At 74.3% G+C, this 17,722-nt stretch carries 15 protein-coding genes; 11 read left to right on the forward strand and 4 right to left on the reverse strand.

Features of this window, described 5'->3' with window-relative positions; all coding sequences use genetic code 11:
* Positions 1–147 precede the first annotated feature (147 nt).
* From AB0D01_RS09985 to AB0D01_RS10005, 5 genes are read left to right on the forward strand one after another with little or no spacing between them, the layout of a single operon-like run.
* Entirely contained in the window at positions 148–1,695 is a 1,548-nt protein-coding gene (locus AB0D01_RS09985) for an ATP-binding protein (protein ID WP_363054612.1), read from the forward strand.
* A 6-nt stretch (positions 1,696–1,701) separates the two neighbouring features.
* Complete coding sequence (locus AB0D01_RS09990) at positions 1,702–2,109, forward strand: roadblock/LC7 domain-containing protein (protein WP_363054751.1); 408 nt, start codon at positions 1,702–1,704, stop codon at positions 2,107–2,109.
* The gene (locus AB0D01_RS09995; protein WP_363054613.1) at positions 2,106–2,465 is read left to right on the forward strand and encodes a DUF742 domain-containing protein; all 360 of its coding nucleotides are present in this window, start codon (positions 2,106–2,108) and stop codon (positions 2,463–2,465) included. Before AB0D01_RS09990 ends, AB0D01_RS09995 begins: the two co-directional genes overlap by 4 nt.
* Entirely contained in the window at positions 2,446–3,066 is a 621-nt protein-coding gene (locus AB0D01_RS10000; RefSeq protein WP_363054614.1) for an ATP/GTP-binding protein, read from the forward strand. The genes AB0D01_RS09995 and AB0D01_RS10000 overlap by 20 nt, the downstream gene beginning before the upstream one ends.
* A complete protein-coding gene (locus AB0D01_RS10005) occupies positions 3,063–4,478 on the forward strand; it encodes a cytochrome P450 (protein WP_363054615.1) in 1,416 nt (471 codons plus the stop codon). Before AB0D01_RS10000 ends, AB0D01_RS10005 begins: the two co-directional genes overlap by 4 nt.
* A 79-nt stretch (positions 4,479–4,557) precedes the next feature.
* Here AB0D01_RS10005 and AB0D01_RS10010 read toward each other — a convergent pair whose 3' ends face one another.
* A complete protein-coding gene (locus AB0D01_RS10010; RefSeq protein ID WP_363054616.1) occupies positions 4,558–5,703 on the reverse strand; it encodes a hypothetical protein in 1,146 nt (381 codons plus the stop codon).
* A gap of 10 nt (positions 5,704–5,713) precedes the next feature.
* A complete protein-coding gene (locus AB0D01_RS10015) occupies positions 5,714–6,580 on the reverse strand; it encodes a methyltransferase domain-containing protein (RefSeq protein ID WP_363054617.1) in 867 nt (288 codons plus the stop codon).
* Positions 6,581–7,278: 698 nt separating this feature from the next.
* Between AB0D01_RS10015 and AB0D01_RS10020 the strand changes: the two genes are divergently transcribed.
* Positions 7,279–8,097 carry a CAP domain-containing protein gene (locus tag AB0D01_RS10020; protein ID WP_363054618.1) on the forward strand — a complete coding sequence of 273 codons (819 nt, stop codon included), beginning with the start codon at positions 7,279–7,281 and terminating at the stop codon, positions 8,095–8,097.
* 61 nt (positions 8,098–8,158) lie between these two features.
* On the opposite strand, the gene AB0D01_RS10025 is transcribed toward AB0D01_RS10020, so the two are convergent.
* Positions 8,159–8,725, reverse strand: coding sequence for a hypothetical protein (locus AB0D01_RS10025; protein ID WP_363054619.1), 567 nt, complete (start codon positions 8,723–8,725; stop codon positions 8,159–8,161).
* Positions 8,726–8,957: 232 nt separating this feature from the next.
* A complete protein-coding gene (locus AB0D01_RS10030; protein ID WP_363054620.1) occupies positions 8,958–9,524 on the reverse strand; it encodes a hypothetical protein in 567 nt (188 codons plus the stop codon).
* A 222-nt stretch (positions 9,525–9,746) separates the two neighbouring features.
* Here AB0D01_RS10030 and AB0D01_RS10035 point away from each other — a divergent pair, with 222 nt between their 5' ends.
* From AB0D01_RS10035 to AB0D01_RS10055, 5 genes are all read left to right on the forward strand, one after another.
* Positions 9,747–10,157: a rodlin gene (locus AB0D01_RS10035; RefSeq protein ID WP_363054752.1), complete on the forward strand. Its 411-nt coding sequence runs from the start codon at positions 9,747–9,749 to the stop codon at positions 10,155–10,157.
* 147 nt (positions 10,158–10,304) lie between these two features.
* On the forward strand, positions 10,305–10,688 hold the full coding sequence (locus AB0D01_RS10040) for a PadR family transcriptional regulator (RefSeq protein ID WP_363054621.1): 384 nt from the start codon (positions 10,305–10,307) through the stop codon (positions 10,686–10,688).
* Positions 10,685–11,563 carry a hypothetical protein gene (locus AB0D01_RS10045; protein ID WP_363054622.1) on the forward strand — a complete coding sequence of 293 codons (879 nt, stop codon included), beginning with the start codon at positions 10,685–10,687 and terminating at the stop codon, positions 11,561–11,563. The genes AB0D01_RS10040 and AB0D01_RS10045 overlap by 4 nt, the downstream gene beginning before the upstream one ends.
* A 159-nt stretch (positions 11,564–11,722) precedes the next feature.
* Positions 11,723–12,652 (forward strand): Dyp-type peroxidase, encoded by a 930-nt coding sequence (locus AB0D01_RS10050; protein WP_363054623.1) that lies wholly within the window; start codon positions 11,723–11,725, stop codon positions 12,650–12,652.
* 187 nt (positions 12,653–12,839) lie between these two features.
* Positions 12,840–17,660 carry a hypothetical protein gene (locus AB0D01_RS10055; protein ID WP_363054624.1) on the forward strand — a complete coding sequence of 1,607 codons (4,821 nt, stop codon included), beginning with the start codon at positions 12,840–12,842 and terminating at the stop codon, positions 17,658–17,660.
* Positions 17,661–17,722 lie beyond the last annotated feature (62 nt).

Genomic DNA, 17,722 nt, shown 5'->3' on the forward strand with positions numbered 1-17,722 from the left:
CCGGAACCACGCGACGGATCCCTTGGCGCGTATGCGATCCTCCGGTCCGATGAACTCCGACGGAATTGCCCGTCCGGGGTTTTGGGCGCGGTTATGCTCCCGCCGACCGGTCATAAGATCGCCTCTTTCGACGCTTCGAGGAACTTGATGGCGCAACAAGAGTCCCCACCAGAATCCGCCCGCCACGGTGCGGGAATAGACTGGACGCTGCCCGTGATCGCGGTCGTGGCCGCCGCCTGCCTGGCCGGAGCCCTCCTCTCCGCCGCCGGCGGACCGCGCACCGTCTGGATCGCCGTCGCGGCCGCCTGCACGGGCGCCGCCCTCCTCGAAGCCGTACGCCGCGGCCGCGCCGTGGCCGCCCGGGACGCCGAGATCGCCGCCTACCGCCACGCCCTGGTCCGACAGGAGCAGGAGGTCGTACGCCTCGCGGAGGTGGTGCTCGGCGAGGCCATCGAGCGGCTGCGCAAGGGCGAGTTGCCCGAGGAGGTCCTCAACTCCCTGGGCGGACGCGGCGGTCCGGGCCACCGCTGGGGCGACGACCCGGCGGTCACCCCCCGCTTCAGGATGGCGCTCCAGGCGGTCCTGGCCCGCGTCGTGGACGCCGTCGACAACGAGGAGAGCCTGCGCGACTCGGCGCAGCGCGCCTTCGTCAACATCGCCCGCCGCGTCCAGGCGATCGTCCACCAGCAGGCGCAGGAACTGCGCGACATGGAGGACCGCCACGGCCGCAACCCGGACGTGTTCGGCGACCTGCTGCGCCTGGACCACGGCACGGCCCTCGTCGGCCGGCTCGCGGACTCCATCTCCGTACTGGGCGGGGCCCGTCCGGGGCGCCAGTGGAGCCGGGCCGTCACCCTGTACAGCGTGCTGCGCGGCGCGATGTCGCGCATCATCGACTACCAGCGCGTGGAGCTGCACTCGGTGGCCGAGGTGGCGGTCATCGGGCCCGTCGTGGAGCCGCTGATCCACGCCCTCGCCGAGCTGCTGGACAACGCCACCCGCTACTCGCCCCCGCACACCCGGGTCCACCTGACGGCCGTCGAGGTGCAGTCGGGCATCGCCGTGGAGATCGAGGACGGCGGCCTGAGCATGAGCGAGGAGGCCCGCCGGCGGGCCGAGGACATGCTCGCCCAGGCACAGAACGGCATCGACCTCAACGACGTCGGCGAGACGCCCCGCCTCGGTCTCGCGGTCGTCGGACGCCTCGCCCAGTCGTACGGGCTCCAGGTGTCCCTGCGCTCGTCCGCGTACGGCGGCGTCCGCGCCGTGGTCATCGTCCCCCAGCACCTGATCACCACGGCCTCGGCCGCGACGGGCCTCGCGCACGGCATCGGCTCCTCGTCGGGCCCCCGGGCCGCCCCCGCCGCCCGGGAACACCCCGCCGAGCAGTCGGTCGCGGCGGCCGTCTCCCGTCCCGCGCCCGTGCCGGCGCCCCTCTCCGGTTGGGACGCGTCCTCCGTCGAGGAGACCGCCCAGGTCGCCGGAATCACCGCCACCGGGCTGCCGCAGCGGCGCCGGAAGAACCGTGCCACCACCCCCGACCCCTTCCCCCTGGCCGCGCCGCAGGCGTCCGCCCCGGCGGAGACCGCGCCCGGCATGTGGCTGGAGGCCTTCCACAGCGGGCTGTCCGGTGCCTCCGGTCAGGACGGCGAGGACACCGGGGACACGTCGGGCACTGCGATCAAAGGGACCTAAGCGATGATGACACAGCGAACCAGCAGCATGGACTGGATGCTCAAGGACCTGGCCGCCGGGGTGCCACAGACCCGGCACGTGGTCGTCCTGTCGGCCGACGGGCTGTGCGTGGCGCAGCACGGGGCGGACACCGACACGGCCGACCGGCTGGCGGCGGCCTGCGCGGGACTCCAGAGCCTGGCCGGGGCGGTCGCCGGCGAACTGCCGCATTCCAACGGCCGGATGCGTCTGGTCGTCATCGAGATGGACGGCGGATTCTTCTACCTGATGGCCGCCGGTGACGGCTCCTACCTCGCGGTCCTCGCCGACGAGGGCGTCGACGCCGGGCTGATGGGCTCCCGGATGCGCGACCTCGTGAGCCGGCTCGGAGAGCACCTGAGCACTCCGCCCCGGCACGACGGGTACCCCGCGTGAGTGAACCGCCCGCGACCTGGGAGGACGGCGGCCCCGAGCGGCTGTACGTCATCACCGGCGGCCGCAGCGGACCGTCCGTCTCCACCCAGCTCGACCTCGTGACCCTGGTCGTCGCCAAGGCGACCGCCCGACCGGAGATGCAGCCCGAGCACGCGGTGATCCTGCGGCTGTGCCGCTCTCCGTTGTCGGTGGCCGAGATCGCCGCGTACGCCGCGCTGCCCGTGAGCGCGGTCACCGTGCTGGTCGGGGACATGGTGGCCGCGCGGCACGTCCAGGTGCGCCCGCCCGTCCCCGCCGCCCAGCTACCCGACGTCGCTCTGATCGAGGCAGTGATCAATGGACTTCAGAAGCTCTGACACGGCCGTGGGGCCGCGGAGCGCGGACGTGCTCCCCCAGTCGGTGACGGCCGCCGTGAAGATCGTCATCGTGGGCGGCTTCGGCGTCGGGAAGACGACGATGGTCGGCGCGGTGAGCGAGATCAAACCGCTCACCACCGAGGAGACGATGACCAGGGCCGGCATCGGGGTCGACGACACCCGCGGGGTCTCCCGCAAGACCACGACCACCGTGGCCATGGACTTCGGCCGCATCAGCATCAACGACGAACTGGTCCTGTACCTGTTCGGCACGCCCGGGCAGGAGCGGTTCTGGTTCCTGTGGCGGGGCCTGTTCGAGGGCGCGCTCGGTGCGGTCGTGCTCCTCGACACCCGCCGGTTGGAGATCAGCTTCGACGTCATCGGCCGCCTGGAGGAGCGGGGCGTGCCCTTCGTCGTGGCGGTCAACTCCTTCCCCGACTCCCCCCATCACCCCGTCGAGGAACTCCGCGAGGCCCTCGACCTGCCCCCCGCGGTACCCATCCTCGCCTGCGACGCGCGCAGGCGGGACTCGTGCCGCGACGTCCTGCTGACCCTCATGCGATACCTGCACGCGCAGGCCGCGACCCCGGAGGCACTGTGACCACCAACCCCACCCCGCCGCCCGGGTGCCCCGCCCACGGCGCGGGCTTCGCGTCGGGCGCGTACCGGCTCCACGGCCCGGAGGCGGAGGCCGATCCGATGGGCCTCTACGAGAAGCTCCGCGCCGAGTACGGACCGGTGGCGCCCGTCCTCGTCAGCGGGGACCTGCCCGCGTGGCTGGTGCTCGGGCACCGCGAGAACCTCGACGTGGCGCGCACCTCGACGCGGTTCGCCCGTGACCCGCGCGGCTGGCGCGACCTGCGGGAGGGTCGGGTGCCGGCGGACACCCCGCTCGGTCCGATGGTGTCCTGGGTGCCCGTGTGCAACTTCACCGACGGGCCCGTCCACGAGCGGTTGCGCGGCGCGGTGGTGGAGTCCCTCAACCGCTTCGACCGGCGCGGCATCCGCCGGTACGTGACGCGCTTCGCCAACCAGCTCGTGGACCGGATGGCCGGCGACGGCTACGCCGACCTGGTGGCCGCCTTCTCCGACGAGTTGCCGATGCTCGTGATGACGCAGCTGGTGGGGGCTCCCGACGAGCACGGGCCGCGCCTGGTGAAGGCGGCTCGGGACATGTTGCAGGGCACGGAGACGGCCCTGGCGAGCGACCGTTACGTCACCTCCACGCTGGAGCAGTTGGTGGCGCAGCGGAAGGCGGAGCCGGCGCACGACCTGGCCTCGTGGCTGCTGGAGCACTCGGCGCAGCTGACCGACACCGAGGTGCTCATGCACCTGCGGGTCGTGCTGATCGCGGCCTACGAGACCACGGCGAACCTGATCGCGAACACCCTGCGCACCGTGCTGACGGACAAGCGGTTCCGTGCCAGCCTGTCGGGCGGCCACATGACCCTGCCGGACGCCATCGAGCAGGTGCTGTGGGACGATCCGCCGATCAACACGGTCATCGGGCGGTGGGCGACGGGTGACACCGTGCTCGGCGGCCGGGAGATCAAGGCCGGGGACATGATGCTGCTCGGTCTGGCGGCGGGGAACGTGGACCCGCAGATCCGGCCGACCCCCGAGACCTCGGTCCGCGGGAACCGCTCGCACCTGGCGTTCAGCAGCGGGCCGCACGAGTGCCCGGGACAGGACATCGGGCGGGCCATCGCGGACACCGGGATCGAGGTGCTCCTCGACCGGCTGCCCGACATCCAGCTGGCCGTGGACTCCGAGGAGTTGCGCTGGCGGGGCACGCTGATGTCACGGCACCTGTTGGCGCTGCCGGTGCGCTTCACGCCGCGGCCGGTGCGCACGCCGTACGAGCGGCCCGAGCAGCCCGCCGGGCATCCGGCGCACCCGCCGCAGCCGGCGATCCCGGCGCAACCGCCGCTCGCTCCGCCGGCCGCGCCGCCCGTCGCGGTGGTCCGGCCGCGGCGGGCGTCGTGGTGGCGCAGGCTGTTGCGGCTGCGCTGAGGTCCGGTCGCCCGGCAGGCGCGACGGCGCGCGTGTGGTGCGGGGCCCCGACGGCGGTCGGTCGGGGCCCCGCCCGCGTTCACTCCCGCAGGTGCGCCCACCAGCCGGCGAGGGCCGGCAGCGGGGGCGGGCCCTGTTCGGGATCGCTCGGCGCGTCGGCGTACCGGATGTCGAACCGCGCCCCCTCGACGGGCAGCGCGTGGCGGTTGCGGGGGGAGGCGTAGCGCGGAGCGCGGTTCTGCCAGGCGAGGGAGCCGGCAACGTAGTGACCGAGCCCCTCGAGGTGCCGGGTCAGGGCCTCGTCCGCGCCCGCGGCCAGCTGCTCGCGCAGGCGCAGGAACAGGCCCATCACCCGGTCGCGCAGGGCGACCGCGAGGGGGACGGCCTCGGCCGGTGTGCGTCCTTCCCGGTGGGCGATGACGTTGACGAGGTTCACCTCCCGGGGTTCGACGTGGTCGTCCTTGTCGTAGGAGAAGAGGTCGTTGTCGGCGCTGACGACGAAGCCGGCGGCGTCGGTCAGGGCCTGGAGGGCGGGGGCGTGGAGGACGTCCGGGGGCAGGCGTACGCCGCCGGCGACGTCGGACCAGGTGAGGGAGAAGCGCGTGCCGTTGGCCAGGGCTCCCAGGGCGGCGAAGTCGTTCAGGTCGGGCATCCTGCGGTGCTCGGCCTGCGCCGACTGCCAGGCCGCGCCGAGCAGCCAGTCGCGGGTCCCTTCCAGGAAGCGGCGCAGTTCGTACGGGGTGAGCAGGGCGTGGGTGCGCTCCAGGAGGTCCTGGAGCGCACGGGTCATGGGGCCGTCGGGCAGCAGGCCGGCTCCGGGGTTCTCCATGGTGCGGAGCAGGCGGGCGCCGTGTTCGGTGACGGCGGCCGTGGAGACCTCGTCGGCGCCCGAGTCCTGCCAGTCGTCGACGGCGTTCGCCCAGTAGTTCCACTCGACGAACAGGAGGAGGGCCTCCGGGTCCCCGCGCGGGACGATGCGGCAGGAGAAGTCGGCGCTGTGGGTGGCCAGCCCCCAGGCGCGCTCGACGGGGTCGGGGTAGATGTCGAACGCGTCCAGCCAGGCGACGGCGCGGGCTTCGACGCTCTTCGCCTCGGGGTGGACGGCGTCGCGTTCGATGGGGCAGAAGAAGGCGGGCAGTCGTGGGCCGAGGCGCGAGGGCCGCGCCGGCGGCCCGGTCGTCTCGCCGGTCGTGTCGGTCACTGTGTCGGTCGTCTCGTCACTCATGCGCTGGTCCTCATCCCCTGAGCCGGAAGCAGAGCAGCCGGGTCTCCACGGCGTGGTCGCGCCACAGGGCCAGGAGGCGGCTCTGGGTCCGCGTCGATTCCCGCAGCCGTTCGCGGCTCCAGCCGCCGACCGCTTCGCCGCCCGCCTGGAGGCGTTCGAGTTCGGCGGTGTTCCACGCCGTGGACTGGGTCCAGAACTCCGCGACCCCGTCGGTGACGTCCTCGTCCCGTACCAGTTCGAAGCCGGCGGCCTCGGCGGCGCTCAGGTACTCCTTGCGGGTGCCGAGTCGTGTTCTGTAGTAGCGGTCGATGAAGCCCCGCCATTGCGGTTCGCACAGGAAGTGTTCCTGGATCCCGAACCAGCCGCCCGGCAGAAGGGCTTCGGCGACGACCTCGAAGAGTCTCGCGCGGTCGGTGTAGCCGCTGCTCTCGTTGGCGTAGGCGGCGTCGTAGGCCTTCTGCTCACGCAGGTCGTGGACGTCCCGCAGGATCGGGACGACCTGGCGGGAGACCCCCGCCCGCCCGGCGAACTCCCGCACGATCGGGATGTGTTCGGGGGCTATGGTCAGACCGGTGACGTACGCGCCGTGTTCCTGCGCCCAGTACAGGGAGCCGCCGCCGAGTCCGCAGCCGATGTCGAGCAGACGGCGCGGGGGCCTCTCGTACGCGCCCCAGGAGCGGGCTGCGTACTCGACTATCGCCTCCTGCGCCTCGGTGATCCGCCGCCTGAGCAGGTCCTGGGGGACGTTCGTCGGCGGGCGGTACCCGCCGGGGAACAGGCCGAGGTGGAAGTGGACGCGTGGGCCGGGGCCGTACTTGTGCAGGATGTCCAGGGTCTTGCGGCTGTAGTAGAGCCGCACCGGATCGTCCGTCCCCACGTCCTGGCCACCGCCTAAGCACGCCGTGGAGGATGAAGCGCTCATATCGAATCCGCCCTTTTCCGATGGAGGGCCGCCGGAGTGCGATGCGTACGCGCGCCGCGCACTACCGGCGCTTTCGCGACACGGGGATCATCGTGGCAGCTCTCCCCGTGCGCCGTCAGCCCGCACGACAAGTCCAATCGTCAAATATCTGTGAAAGTGCTCGACCGCCGGTCCGCGGGCACGTCGGAGCGCAATCCTGTTCGTCGCGCACGCGTTTGCGCGCGGCTCCGAGGGCCGGCGGGATGATCCACGGCCCGGCGCGATCCCGCCGGTGCGGTTCCGTGACATGAGTCACGGCGGGTTCGAGCAACCATGCGGTTCGGAGGCCACGAAAGCCGGTCGACATTTCGTTACTTGTCCGCTTTGGGCTTGACATTCCCCTCACGGCTGGAAACGGAATCGTGACCTTCGGATCCCGCCTCCCCAATCGGACTGGTCACGGCTGATTCTGGTGCCGCATCAGCGGTCGGCCACGCCCTCCCGGGCGACGCCATGCACGATCTTCCGGCCGATTCAAGCCGCGTCGAGGAATTCGGATCCGGCCGAAATCCGGAACTTGCCAGGTCACCGTCGGCCTTCTAAGAATGGCCGCACTCCGGCGCCCCAGGCAGGTCGGACGCCGGGGGCTTCGCGATCACCGAATGAGGTCACGCATGAGGAAGCACCGCAAGAAAACGCACCATAGGAAAATAGCCATCGCCGTTGGCGCCCTGAGCATCGTGGGCCTGCCCACGGCCGCCATGGCGTGCCTCGGCCCGCAGGACACGGGTCCGACGCGGAACGTGAGCCGGCAGGAGAGCCTCTCCTGGCAGGACGCTCCCGTGGGCGCCCCGGGCTTCCCCGACACGGCGGACACGGCGCCGCAGGACGGCCCCTCCCCGCAGGGCGACAACGGGCCGCGGGCCGACGCGGCGCCCGTCGCGCACACCTCCCCCGAGCGACCGCCGACCGAGGACGTGCGTCCCCCGGCGCCGGTCGCCGAGCAGCCGCAGGCCGCTCCCGCGCCCGCCGAGCCCGCCGGCGAGGCGCCCGCCCCCGAGGCACCGGCTTCCGAGGCACCCGCCGCCGAGGCACCCGCGGCCGACGCCCCGGCCTCCGAGGCGGCGGCCCGGATCCTCGAACTCGTCAACCAGGAACGCGCCGCCGTCGGCTGCCCCGCGCTCACCGTGAACGCGAAGCTCACCAAGGCCGCCCAGGACCACAGCGCGGACATGGCGGCGAACGGCAACATGTCCCACACCGGCTCCGACGGCTCCGACCCGGGACAGCGCATCACCCGCGCCGGCTACACCTGGCGCACCTACGGCGAGAACGTCGCCTACGGGTACAGCAGCCCCGAGCAGGTCATGCAGGGCTGGATGAACAGCCCCGGCCACAAGCGGAACATCCTCGACTGCTCCTACAAGGAGATCGGCATCGGTCTCGCCCAGCCGAACAACTACTGGACGCAGAACTTCGGCGCCGCGCGCTGAGGCAGCACCACCGAGGCACCACCACCGAGGGAGGGACCGGCCGTGCGGCCCGGTCCCTCCCTCAGTGGCCTGCGGCCGCCTTGACCAGGGCCACGGCCAAGCCGATGCCCGCGTCGAGGGCGCCCGCCAGCAGGGCGATCGGGGCGCCGCCGCCCATCCGGACGCCGCCGTACCAGCCCCAGCCGAACAGGCTCGCCACGCTCACCCCCGCCGCCGCGTACAGCGCGGTGGTCAGGTACATCACCCCGAGCCCCGCGGAGCCGATCAGGATCAACGGGCCGATCGCCGACAGCAGCAGGGGGCTGCTCACCCACAGCATGCGGCGCAGTTCCCGGCCGGAGCCGAACCGTCCGTGCACCACCCGGTGGGCCTGGCCGTCGGCGACGAGCGTCGCGAGCCACAGTCCGACCGCGGTCGTCAGCACCGTGGCCGCGGCTCCGGGGGCGGTGGCGTGCTCCGCGACGGACAGGCCGATCACCACGGAGATCATGGTGATGGTCGCGTACAGCCGTTCCTTCAGCCGGTCGGCGTCGGCCTGCGGATCCCGTTCCGGTGCGGTCGCCCGGCCGGTGACCCCGCCCGGACCGTCAGGAGCGGGCCCGACTCCCCCGGTGTCCTCGTGACCCATGGCGTCAGGGTAGGCGCTCCCCCCGCGGGGCCCGGCCGTTCGCCGCCCGCGTGTCGGCGCCTACGCGGAGGGCGCGGCCGGATCCGGCGACGTCAGGGCGTGACGCCGCCGGGCCCGGGTCGTTGATCCGGGCGGTCAGCGAAGTGACCACCGGGCCCCGGGACCTGATCGGTCCCGGGGTCCCGTGCCGTGCGGCCCGGCGCGATCCCGTGGATCAGGTGGATCAGGTGGATCAGAGGGCGCTCTTGGAGGCGTCGGAGACGACGCACTCCTTGTACTCGCTGCCGTTGCCCTTGCCCGGGTACGGGGTCGTGGCCTCGGTCTGCTGGGAGGCACCGGCCTTGACCGTGAGCGCCGAGACGCGCGCCGTGGCGGGGATCGCAGTGGGGGCGGCGGTGGCGGTGGAGCTGCCGCGGAACTTCATCGTGATGTTGTAGGTGTAGTCGATCGAGCCGGTGTTGGTGACGGTGAGTCGGGCGACCAGGTTCTTGCCGGAGGCGTCCAGCTTGCAGCCGTCGATCCGGATGTCGCGCTCGGCCTTGTTGCGGCTTCCGGAGCCGCCGGGGACGGAGACGCCGCCCGAGCTCGACGACGAGGAGTCGCCGCCGGTCGTGCTCGTACCGCCGGAGGTGTCACCGCTGCCTCCGGTCGTTCCTCCGGAGGTGCTGCCGGAGGAGCCCGATCCGGAGCTCGAACTGCTGCTGCCGCCGCAGCTGCCGCCGTGGGAGCCGCGGGCTCCGGTGAGGGCTACGACGGCGATGCCGAAGACGGCTATGGCTCGGACATGGCGAAGCTTCACGTTCAACCCCGTTGAAAAATCAGTGTGCGAAATGGGCCCGACTTGACGGGCGCACGTCACCCTAGCAGCGGTCCGCGGGTGCTCCGGCCCACCTCCGCGGCGGCCTGTCGGGCGATCCCCCTCGGCCAGGCGGGTGGCGGATCACAACCCGCGGACCCCGCCCGCCGTTGGTCCGAGCGAGCACCGCACGGTGTTCCACTTCCCACGACGAACAGGATGACCATGCTCAAGAAGGTTGTTGGCACGGCCGCCGTCGCCGCGTCCGTCCTCGGTGTCAGCGCCGCCGTGGCCGCCCCCGCCATGGCCATCGGCAACGACAACGGGATCAACACCGTCAACGGCAACGGCGCCGTCCAGGCGTACGGCAACCAGAAGACCCACGGCGACCTGAGCCCGCAGCTCGGCCTCGTCCAGGGCAGCCTCAACAAGCCCTGCGTCGGTCTCCCGGCCAAGCTCAACGTCCAGTCGGTGGCGGCCCTGCTCAACATCGGCGTCCAGGACGTCAACGTCCTGTCCAACCCGCAGAACCAGCAGTGCACCGAGAACTCCACCCAGGCCAAGGGCGACGAGCCGCTCTCGCACATCCTGGACAACATCCCGGTCCTGTCCGGCAACGTCTCCGCCAACAGCTGACCGCAGCGCGGGCGGTGCGGGCGGGGACCGCACGTCCCCGGCCCGCACCGCCCGTGCCGTCCCACACCCGCCCCACCACCCGCCCCGCCACCGCGCACCACAGATCGGCCGTCGACATATGTCGGACACCGAGCTATGGTGATCATCATGAACGATCAAGCTCTGCGTGAGCCGACCCTGCTCATCCTCACGGCGATGGCCGACTCCCCCCGACACGGGTACGCCATCGCCCGGGAAGTCGAGGAGATCTCGGAAGGGCGCGTGAAGATGCGCACCGGGACGCTCTACGGGGCCCTGGAGCGGCTCCTCGAACAGCGACTCATCGTCGTCCACGAGGAACAGGTGGTCGACGGACGCATGCGCCGCAGCTACGCCCTCGCGCCGCGCGGCCGCGAGGTGCTGGCCGCCGAGGCCGCCCGCATCGCGCGGACCGCCCGCGAGGCCACCCGGCGCCTGGGGCTCGGCGTGACCGGGATCGTCCCCGGCACGACCGCGACCGCCTCCTTCTCCGGCGGGGCGGTGCTCGCGTGACCACGCTGCTGAAGCTCTACCCGGCCGCCTTCCGACGGGAGTTCGGCGAGGAGATGGCGCACGCCTACCACGAGGCCACCGCCGGAGCGGGCCGCACGGAACGGCTGCGCGAGGCAGCCGACGTGATCGGGCACGCGCTGCGCATGCGCCTCGGCCTCGGTTCGACCGGCCGCGCCGGGCGCCTCGTGGCGGCGGTGGCGCCGTTCGCGGCGGTCGCGCTCGGCGGGTACGCGTCCTGGTGGAGCGGGCTCGCCCTGCGTCCCCTGTCCGTCGTGGCCTTCGAGGACCTCGGCGTGACCTTCCCGCTGCTCGCGCTGCACCAACTCGTCACGCTGCTCGGCGTCGTCATGGCGCTCACCGGCCGCTGGACGGCGGGCACCTGGACCGCGTTGGCCGGCATCGTCGCGGGGCTCGGCGTCGACGCCGCGCGGGGCAACCCCGGCGGCTTCGGCTTCACGGCGCTGTTCATCGCCCCGGCCCTGCTCCTGGCCGTGGTGGCGCTGCTCTGCCCGCCCGACCTGCGGCCGGTCGGGCGCGTCCGTACCGTGACCGGGGTGGCGGCCACGACGGTGTGGGCGGCGGCCATGGTGATCGCCCTGGTGGTGCCCTCGCCGGCCTACAACCCGCTCGACGCCCTCCAGACGCTCGTACCGGTCGCCGGCGGACTGCTGCTGGCCGGACGTCAGGCGTTCGCCCGGCTGCGGACCGCGCCGGCGGTGTTCCTCGCGGGGCTGCCGTTCGTCGTGCTCGGGACGATGACCGGGGCGCTGAACGTCCTGGCGGCGGGCCCGGCGCTGGGACTGCTCCTCGGCGCCGCGGTCGTGGTGGGCGTACGCGGCAGGCGCGGCGGTCGGGATCCGCTCGCCGGCGCGTAGCTGCGCGACCGGGGGCGCGTACGGGTTCTTCCGGCGGCGCGGACGGGTTCCATCCGTTCGGTCGGAGTCGGGGTAGGACCGGGCGACGTGGGAAGGCATGGTGGGCCACATCCGCCGGCCACCCGGCCCGCCGCCGGGGCAGACGCCCGAGGAGACGCCGTGCCCGCTCCGACCACCCAGCCCGTGATCGCGCCGCCCGCCCGCGCGGCGCTCTTCCTCGTCCTGAACCTCGCCGAGGGCTCCGAGCGGCTCGTCCGCGAGGTCCTGGCCGACGTACCCGCCCTGGTGCGCTCCATCGGCTTCCGGGTGCCCGGGGAGGAACTCGGCTGTGTGGTGGGCGTCGGATCCGAGGCCTGGGACAGGCTGTACGGCGCACCCCGGCCGGCGGAACTCCACCCCTTCGTCCCGCTGAAGGGGGAACGGCACGCGGCCCCGGCCACGGACGGGGACCTGCTGCTGCACGTCCGGGCGGCCCACGAGGGCACGTGCTTCGAGCTGGCCGCGCTGATCACGCGCCGACTGGGCGCGGCCGCGACGGTGGTGGACGAGACCCGGGGGTTCACCTCGTTCGACCGGCGCAACGTGCTCGGCTTCGCCGACGGCACCGAGAACCCGACCGGCGTGGCCGGCGAGCGCACCGTGTACGTGGGCGAGGAGGACCCCGGCTTCGCGGGCGGCAGCTACGTCCTGGTCCAGAAGTACCTCCACGACGTGGGTGTCTGGGGGGCGTTGCCGGTCGAGGAGCAGCAGCGGGTGATCGGGCGCACCAAGACGGAGGACCTGGAGCTGTCCGAGAAGGACCAGCCGTCGGACTCCCACGTGGCCGTCAACCAGGTCGAGGACGCGGACGGCGAGGAGCTGGAGATCGTCCGCCTGAACATGTCCTTCGGCTCGCTCGCGGCCGAGGAGTTCGGGACGTACTTCATCGGCTACTGCCGTACGCCGTCGGTGGTCGAGCGGATGCTGCGGAACATGTTCCTCGGCACCCCGGACGCCGCGTACGACCGGCTGCTCGACTTCTCCACGGCCGTCACCGGCAGCCTCTTCTTCGTCCCCGCGCCCGACTTCCTGGAGGCCCGCGGCGCCTGAGGCGGGCGGCGGGAACCGGCAGCGGGTGGACGGCGTCCTTCCGGGGCATGAGCACACCCCGAAGGGAACCGGACCCGGGCTTCGTCGGGCCGGGCTCGTAGGCCGTGTCGCGCGGCTCCCAGCGCTCCCCCGAGGGCCTCCCCGAGGGCGGCGGGCGCTGTCGGCGGGCCGTGCGAGGATCACCGGCATGATCGCCTCGCTCGCCTCCCTGTTGCCCACGGCCGGACCGCACACGTCCACCACCTACGCCGACTGGGTCGCGGCCCACGACCCCGGCGCGGCCGGGGCGGCCCGCGAGCTGGTCGAGCGGATGCGCACGGAGTCGGGGCGCTCCCGGAGCAGGCCGGGTGCCTTCGTGGACGCCATGGCGGCGTGCGCCCGGCGGCTGCCGCCGGAGCACCTGCCGTGGTTCTGGGACACCGTGGGGCACCGGCTCATCGGATACGGCAGCCGGCCGGGCGGGCGGGCCTACGCGGCGGCCCGGGCGGCCGAGGCCGCCCGGGGACTCGCGGTGGATCCCGACTACCGCCGGGCCAACGCGCTGCTGTTCGCGGCGGGCGGCGCCATGCCGGCCAAGGAGTTCGGGGCGCACCAGCGCTTCCTCGCGGACACCCTGGAGCCGCACGAGGCGCACACGGCCCTGGAGGCGTTCCTCACCGCGTGGGCGGCCTCGCCCGCGGACCTGCCGGCGGATCTGGTGCGCCGGGTGCGGGCCTCCGCGAAGGCCGCCGGGCACGGGGAGGACGAGGTGGCCCGGATGGTGGCGGCGATCCTGTCGGTGACGCGGGGCAAGTCGGTGCCGGACGCGCTGCTGGACGCCGCGCGGCCGGTGCTGACGGACCGTCCGGTGACCGACGCGCTCGCCGCGGCGCTGGTGGAGGTGTTCCCGGAGGGGGTCACCGACGGCGGCGCCTGGCTGCGGGTGCTGATCGGCTGCGGGGCGACCGGGGCCATGGAGGCCGGGCGGGTGGTGCCGCGGGGCGGACTGCACGGCTGGGTCGGCCGCTTCACGCACATGTACCAGTACACGAAGCGGTCCGGCGGCGGGGTGGGGCGTCAGCCGCTGCCGGCCGAGTTCCTCGACCTGGTGGGCCGGTTGGGGCCCCGGCTGCGTGCGGAGGGCACCCCGGTGACGGTGCACACCACCCGGCACCACTACCAGGGCCTCGACGCGGACGTGCTGGACGCCTTCCTCGCGGCGGGGGTGGCCGTCGTCGACCCGGGTCCGGAGGCGTCGATGCGCTTCTGGGGTGAGCGCTCGCGGCGGGACCTCGCCGCGTTGGCCGCCGATCCGGTCTTCGGCCCCCGGCTGGAGGGGAGCGTCCACGCCGACCTGCTGCCCCGAGGGGGGCCCGTGCCTCGGCGCAGGGCCGGATCGGCGGTGACCCTGCTCCCGGGCAACGAGGGCATCGCCCGCGAGGTCGCCGGGCGGGTCGGCAGGCTCGTGGACACCGTCGCCGGCGGTGGCATGGCGGGCGCCGAGGAGGCCGTGGCCGAGCTGGAGACCGTACTGGACCGGCCGACGGTGACCGCGCTCGGCGGCATCGCCGACGCCCTCGCCGAGGCGGGCGGCCCGGGCGCGCTGCGGCGTTCCCTGGCCGCCGGTCTGCCGCAGGAACTGGCCTGGCCGGCACTGGAGTCGGTGTACGCGGGGTTCGCGGAGCGGGCCGGGGAACGGAAGGAAGAGGAGCCGGAGGGGAACGAGCGGGACGATGACGCGCGGGACGAGCACGCGCGGGAGGGCGACGTGCGGGAGGGCGTCGATCCGCTGCCGGGTGTGGTGGGGGTGACGACGACCTGGCCGGTGCTGACGGTGTTCGGGCACGACCGGGCGGTCGCCGTCGCCCCCGACGGGGTGCGCGGCTCCTGCCGGTTCACGGTGCCCGACGGCGCCACCATGTTCGCGGTGCACTACGTGGGCGGCTCCTTCCTGGTGAGCTGGAGCCTCGGCCGCAACCCCTGGTTCGGCGACACCGCCGTCTGGGCCGATCGGCCCGACGAGCCGTTCACGCCGGACGAGAAGAGCGGCCTGGTGCCCTTCGGCGGCAGTCTGGACGGGGCGTACGGCTTCCAGTTCGAGACCGCCGACGGAGGCGGCCGGCACGGCGGGCGCCGCGCGCTGCGCCCCGGGGGCACCGAGGGCATCGACGGGGACGAACTCCAACTCGGCGACGGCACCCGGATCTGGACGAACGCGGTCTTCGGCAGGCGGCCGTGGCAGGTGGTGGACGCGACCACCGGGGAGCCGCGGGGCGCGGAGGCGCTCCCGGACTTCCCCGGTCGCGCCGTACGGGAGGGCCCGGCGGCGGAGCCGTCCGAGGCGGGCATGAGCCTCGACGTCGAGGCGCTGCAACTGGCGCCGCTGCCCGCCGCCCTGGCGGACTCCCCGCTGGGCAGCCGCGACGGCCTGGTCGGCACCCGGGTGTTGTTCCGCACCCGGCACCGGGCCAACGCGCCCGACCACTTCCTGGTGGAGAGCGTCGACGGGCGCACGGCCCGGTTCGACATCGACCGTCCGGGGCAGGCCCCGTGGGGGTTGTGGGCACCGCCCGGGGGCGCGGCGCAGGACGTCGTCCTCGCCGAGGCGCGGACCCCCACCGGCGTGCGCGCCTACGCCGCCGACGGGTGCCTGCTGTGGGAGCTGGACGGGCACCGCTCGCCCGCCCACCCCCGCGTGGGGCCGGTCCGGCGGTCCACGGTCTCGGCGGGCGTGGCCCTGCCCCCGGCGTTCTGGTACCTGCTGCGCACCCGGGACGAGGCCGGGTCCCGGGCGCTGCGGGCCGTGACGGCCCGGTCGGCACACGCCCTGCTCGCGGCGGCCGCCGCGGGGGACGTGCGGGAGCTGCGCGCCGTCGTGGCCCGGGAGTTGCCCGAGGTCACCGACCCGGTGCTGGTCGACGCGGTGGTGGCGGTGGCCGGGCGGGCGGCCCGGGTGGAGGAGCGCCGGACGGCCCTGCACCGGCGCGTCACCCTGCTCGCGCAGGCTCCGCCGGTGGCGCCGCGCCGTGCGGTGCCCGACACCGAGCTGGTGCCGGCCCTGTTCGGGCTGCTGTCCGACGGGGACGACGGCCGGTCGTCGGGGCGCGGCCCGGTGGCGGCGTTGCCCTCGACGCTGGTCGCGCTGGCCTGTGACGCTGCCTGCCTGGAGGGCTCGATCGAGGAGGAGGTGCGCCGGCTCTCGCCGCCGACGCCGCCGCACGACTGGTCCGGGTTGCTCGGCTCGATCGACGCCGTGGCCTGGCGGGCCGTCGTGGAGCCCACCCCGGAGGCGGAACGCGCCGCGTCGATGGCGCTGCTGGAGACCTGGTCGGCCCTGCCGTTCGCACGCCCGGGCGGGCGTTGGTGGGTGGGCCGCGCGCCCGTCCCGGTCCTGGACGGTCTGCGGGCCGACGGCGTGCCCGTGGCCTCGGGGGCGCCGCGGGCGGGCGGGTCGGTGCACTGGTTCGTCGCGCCCGTCCACGCGGACGCCGCGCTCGACCCGGTGCCCCGGGCGGTCGCGCGGGCGCGGGAGGTCCGTGTCGAGCGGGACGACGCGGCCCGGCTGCGGAGGCTGGTCGAGGCGGTCGAGGGGCGCGGGCCCGTGCCCGTACCGGAGGCGGCGGTGGCCCGGTTCGCCGCACTCACGGGCGTGCGCACGCCGGTGGCCCGGCTCGTGCTGGCCGGTCTCGTCGGCCGCTCCGACCGGGACGAGCACCGCGCGTTGGCGCGCCGGGCCCCCTACCGGGCGTCGCCGATGACGGTGGAGGCGTACGACGGGTTCCGGGACCGGCTGGGCGCCGCGGGCCGTCGGGCCGTCCTGGCGGCGGCGCTGCCCGAGGATCCGACGGAGCTGTGGCGGCCCGGTGGGATGGAGGCGGCCGCGGAGCGGATGGCCGGGGTGTGGCGGGAGCTCCTCGGGGCGCTGCCCGTCGTGGACGACGGGGCCGCCGACGCGCTGGAGGCGGATCTGGGGCTGTCCGAGGTGTGGGCGCGACGGCTCGCGGGCGGGTACGGGGCCGCCGCGGACGGTGGTCTGGAGGCGGTCGGTTGGGAGCTGGCCACGACCCCGTACCGGGCCGGCGTGGAGGTCCGCCCCGTGCCGCCGGCGGGCGTGGAGGTTCCGTACGGCACCCGGGTGGGGATGCCGATCGGGGACGTCGCGAGCGCGCTGGTGTGGGCCTGGACCGATCGGCCCGTCGGTGATCCGGCGGTGGCCTCGGCCCGGGAGGTGTACGAGCGGCTGCGGGCCGAACTGGACCGGCCGGAGCTGCTGTGGGAGCTCCCCACCGCGAGGGTCGAGGACACAGAGGAGGGGATCGCGCGGCGCTTCGGGCCGGTGCGGGCGCCGATCGCGCCGGGCCGCCGGCAAGCGGGGGACGCGGCGCCGGCGACGGCGTACGACACGGGTCCGCTGGTGGTGTGCGCGCCCCGCGGCGCGGCCTTCCTGCGACCGGCCGCCGTGGCCGATCCCCGGGAGTGGCGCCGGGTCCGGGAGGTTACCGGGCTCGCGGAGGACCTGGAGCGGATCGCGCCGCTGCTGGTCGGGGGCGGGCTGGAGCGGATGATGCTGCGGGCCGGGTCGGGTGCGGTGCCGGTCGGGGCGTACGAGGCCGACCCGCGGCGGTCGTGCCCGGAGCTGGTCGAGCGGGTGGCCCGGAGCCTCGGGACGGGTGCGGACGCGGCGGCCCTGTACCTCCAGTTGGCGACGCTGGCCGCGCCGACCGACCGCGACGTGCGGCGGTGGAACGGCTGGTCGACCCGGTCGCACGGTCAGGTGCGGGCCGAGCTGCTCGCGACGGGCGCGGTGGTGGAGGCCAGGCGCGCCCGGGCGGGCCGCACCCTGTTCCTGCCCGGCGAGTGGACCGAGCTGAAGTCCCCGCACCTGCCGGTGGAGACGGCGAAGCTCGGCGCGCACGTGGTCCGGCCGTCGTGGCGGGGCGAGATCCGCTCCCCGTTCGTCCGCGTCCTGCCGACGGCGCCCCTGCACGAGATGTTCGCGCGGGCCTGGGAGCGGGTGTCGGGCACGTAGTCGCCGCGGGGTGCGGCGGTACGCGGGCCCGCCCGCGGGGTAGGCCTGCCCTTGGCCCCGGG

Origin of the sequence: Streptomyces sp. NPDC048606 (assembly GCF_040650855.1) — a bacterium.
GTDB lineage: Bacteria > Actinomycetota > Actinomycetes > Streptomycetales > Streptomycetaceae > Streptomyces.